The following is a 3,957-nucleotide window of genomic DNA, read 5'->3' on the forward strand; positions in this document are numbered from 1 at the left end:
AGACCGTCACCAGACAGGGCTCCCCTTCTCCCAAAGTTACGGGGACAATTTGCCGAGTTCCTTAACCATGGTTCACCCGAACGCCTCGGTATTCTCTACCTGACCACCTGCGTCGGTTTAGGGTACTGGCCACACACGAACTCGCTAGAGGCTTTTCTCGACAGCATGGGATCACTCACTTCACCAAAAACGGCTCGGCATCACGTCTCAGCCTTCATGAGAGGCGGATTTGCCTACCCCTCGGCCTACACGCTTACCCCCGGACAACCACCGCCGGGTAGAGCTACCCTCCTGCGTCACCCCATCACTTACCTACTACAAGCTCGGGTCCCAGACCAGTTCAGAGGCACTCCCCGAAGGGACCACCAAGAACCAGCGTGGTTAGCATCACCTGATTCGATACTGGACGCTCGTGCACGGGTACGGGAATATCAACCCGTTATCCATCGACTACGCCTGTCGGCCTCGCCTTAGGTCCAGACTCACCCTGGGCGGATTAACCTGCCCCAGGAACCCTTAGTCAATCGGCGGCAACGTTTCTCACGTTGCTTTCGCTACTCATGCCTGCATTCTCACTCGCACACCCTCCACCACTCGATCACTCGGCAGCTTCACTGGATGCACGACGCTCCCCTACCAACCCAAGTCTAAACTTGGACTTCACAGCTTCGGCGGTGTACTTAAGCCCCGCTACATTATCGGCGCAGAACCACTTGACCAGTGAGCTATTACGCACTCTTTAAAGGATGGCTGCTTCTAAGCCAACCTCCTGGTTGTCTCAGCAACTCCACAACCTTTCCCACTTAGCACACGCTTAGGGGCCTTAGCTGATGATCTGGGCTGTTTCCCTCTCGACTACGAAGCTTATCCCCCGCAGTCTCACTGCCACGCTTCACTTAACCGGCATTCGGAGTTTGTCTGACGTCAGTAACCTTGTAGGGCCCATCAGCCAAACAGTAGCTCTACCTCCAGCAAGAAACACGCGACGCTGCACCTAAATGCATTTCGGGGAGAACCAGCTATCACGGAGTTTGATTGGCCTTTCACCCCTACCCACACCTCATCCCCCAGATTTTCAACTCTGGTGGGTTCGGGCCTCCACGAGGTCTTACCCCCGCTTCACCCTGGACATGGGTAGATCACTCCGCTTCGGGTCCACAGCATGCGACTCAAACGCCCTATTCAGACTCGGTTTCCCTACGGCTACCCCACCCGGGTTAACCTCGCCACACACCATGACTCGCAGGCTCATTCTTCAAAAGGCACGCCATCACCAGGTACAAGACCCAGCTCTGACGGCTTGACAGCACACGGTTTCAGGTACTATTTCACGACCCCTCACCGGGGCACTTTTCACCTTTCCCTCACGGTACTAGTGCACTATCGGTCATCAGGACGTATTTTGGCTTAGCAGGTGGTCCTGCCAGATTCACACGGAATTTCTCGGGCTCCGCGCTACTCGGGAGAACATCAACACCTAGACTCTTCCTTCACCTACGGGACTCTCACCCACTCCGGTACCGCTTCCCAACGGATTCAGCTAGAAAAATCATCAGCGCTCCAGGCCGACAGACCTGAAAAGATGCATCCCACAACCCCGCACACGCAACGACTGTCGTCTATCACACGCGCACGGTTTAGCCTCTTCCCCGTTCGCTCACCACTACTAGGAGAATCACTGTTGTTTACTCTTCCTACGGGTACTGAGATGTTTCACTTCCCCGCGTCACCACCAACTACCCTATACATTCAGGTAGCGGCAACCCGACACAACTCGGGCTAGGTTTCCCCATTCGGACACCCGCGGATCAAAGCTCGGTTGACAGCTCCCCGCGGCCTATCGTGGCCTCCCACGTCCTTCATCGGCGCCTGATGCCAAGGCATCCACCGTGTGCCACTATCACTTGGCCACTACAGATAATAAGATGCTCGCGCACACTATTCACAAATCAAAACACCAACCACAAACTCCCCTACCTCAAACCACAAACCCAAACCCCGAAAGGGCTCAGATCGTGGGAGTTACTGGAGGTGGTAGCGGGAACCAACCACAAGGATTGCTTCCTCAGATACCCAACAGCGCGCCCCCCGACGCTTCTAGTCGCCGGGAGCAAAGTCCAATTTTCTTCAGCCACTCCCCACCACCCCGAAGGGTGTGAGGTCCACTTTCGAGTCCGACCAACGATAGAAAGGTGTTGGTCTTCAAAGACTCCTTAGAAAGGAGGTGATCCAGCCGCACCTTCCGGTACGGCTACCTTGTTACGACTTCGTCCCAATCGCCAGCCCCACCTTCACTCATTCCCTCCCCGAAGGGTTAGGCCACAAGTTTCGGGTGTTGCCGACTTTCATGACGTGACGGGCGGTGTGTACAAGGCCCGGGAACGTATTCACCGCGGCGTTGCTGATCCGCGATTACTAGCGACTCCACCTTCATGGGGTCGAGTTGCAGACCCCAATCCGAACTGAGACCGGCTTTAAGGGATTCGCTCCACCTTACGGTATCGCACGCCCATTGTACCGGCCATTGTAGCATGTTTGCAGCCCAAGACATAAGGGGCATGATGACTTGACGTCGTCCCCACCTTCCTCCGAGTTGACCCCGGCAGTCTCCCATGAGTCCCCACCATTACGTGCTGGCAACATGGAACAAGGGTTGCGCTCGTTGCGGGACTTAACCCAACATCTCACGACACGAGCTGACGACAGCCATGCACCACCTGTCACCCACCAACTAAATGACCCTGTATCTCTACAGGTCCACGGGTGATGTCAAACCTTGGTAAGGTTCTTCGCGTTGCGTCGAATTAAGCAACATGCTCCGCCGCTTGTGCGGGCCCCCGTCAATTCCTTTGAGTTTTAGCCTTGCGGCCGTACTCCCCAGGCGGGGCGCTTAATGCGTTAGCTACGGCGCGGAAACCGTGGAAAGTCCCCACACCTAGCGCCCAACGTTTACGGCATGGACTACCAGGGTATCTAATCCTGTTCGCTCCCCATGCTTTCGCTCCTCAGCGTCAGGTAAGGCCCAGAGACCCGCCTTCGCCACCGGTGTTCCTCCTGATATCTGCGCATTTCACCGCTACACCAGGAATTCCAGTCTCCCCTACCTACCTCTAGCATGCCCGTATCCACTGCAGAACCGGAGTTAAGCCCCGGTCTTTCACAGCAGACGCGACATGCCGCCTACGAGCTCTTTACGCCCAATAATTCCGGACAACGCTCGGACCCTACGTATTACCGCGGCTGCTGGCACGTAGTTAGCCGGTCCTTATTCCCCACCTACCGTCAACCCCACGAGAACGTGGAGCCTGCGTTGGTGGTAAAAGAGGTTTACAACCCGAAGGCCGTCATCCCCCACGCGGCGTCGCTGCATCAGGCTTTCGCCCATTGTGCAATATTCCCCACTGCTGCCTCCCGCAGGAGTCTGGGCCGTGTCTCAGTCCCAGTGTGGCCGGTCGCCCTCTCAGGCCGGCTACCCGTAATCGCCTTGGTAGGCCGTTACCCCACCAACAAGCTGATAGGCCGCGAGCCCATCCCTGACCGATAAAACTTTCCACCCTCCACCATGAGGTGGTGGGTCGTATCCGGTATTAGACGGCGTTTCCACCGCTTATCCCAGAGTCAGGGGCAGGTTGCTCACGTGTTACTCACCCGTTCGCCGCTCGTGTACCCCGAAGGGCCTTACCGCTCGACTTGCATGTGTTAAGCACGCCGCCAGCGTTCGTCCTGAGCCAGGATCAAACTCTCCATAAAGGTCAAACAACCCGTCCCGGCGACCTCGCGGTCAGCCTGGGGCGAGTAAACCTAGAAGAAATCCTGACCAACCAACTCGCGTTGGTTAATCAAAGGAACCCTACGCACCGAAGTGCGTCGGGGCCAAAACAAACATGGCTTAAAGAAAATCAAACACGCGCTGTTGAGTTCTCAAGAAACAATCGCTCTTCCCGTACAAGCGCCAGA

General features: G+C 56.4%; 2 rRNA genes (1 of these 2 cut by a window edge). Both read right to left on the reverse strand.

Annotation, left to right across the window (positions count from 1 at the left end):
- A 23S ribosomal RNA gene (locus ACFW3L_RS26110) occupies positions 1-1,911 on the reverse strand (it extends 1,279 nt beyond the left edge of the window).
- A gap of 306 nt (positions 1,912-2,217) precedes the next feature.
- Positions 2,218-3,750: ribosomal RNA gene (locus ACFW3L_RS26115) — 16S ribosomal RNA — on the reverse strand.
- Together the 16S and 23S rRNA genes form the textbook arrangement of a ribosomal RNA operon.
- Positions 3,751-3,957 lie beyond the last annotated feature (207 nt).

Source organism: Nocardiopsis sp. NPDC058789, from assembly GCF_042745575.1.
Lineage (GTDB): Bacteria > Actinomycetota > Actinomycetes > Streptosporangiales > Streptosporangiaceae > Nocardiopsis > Nocardiopsis eucommiae.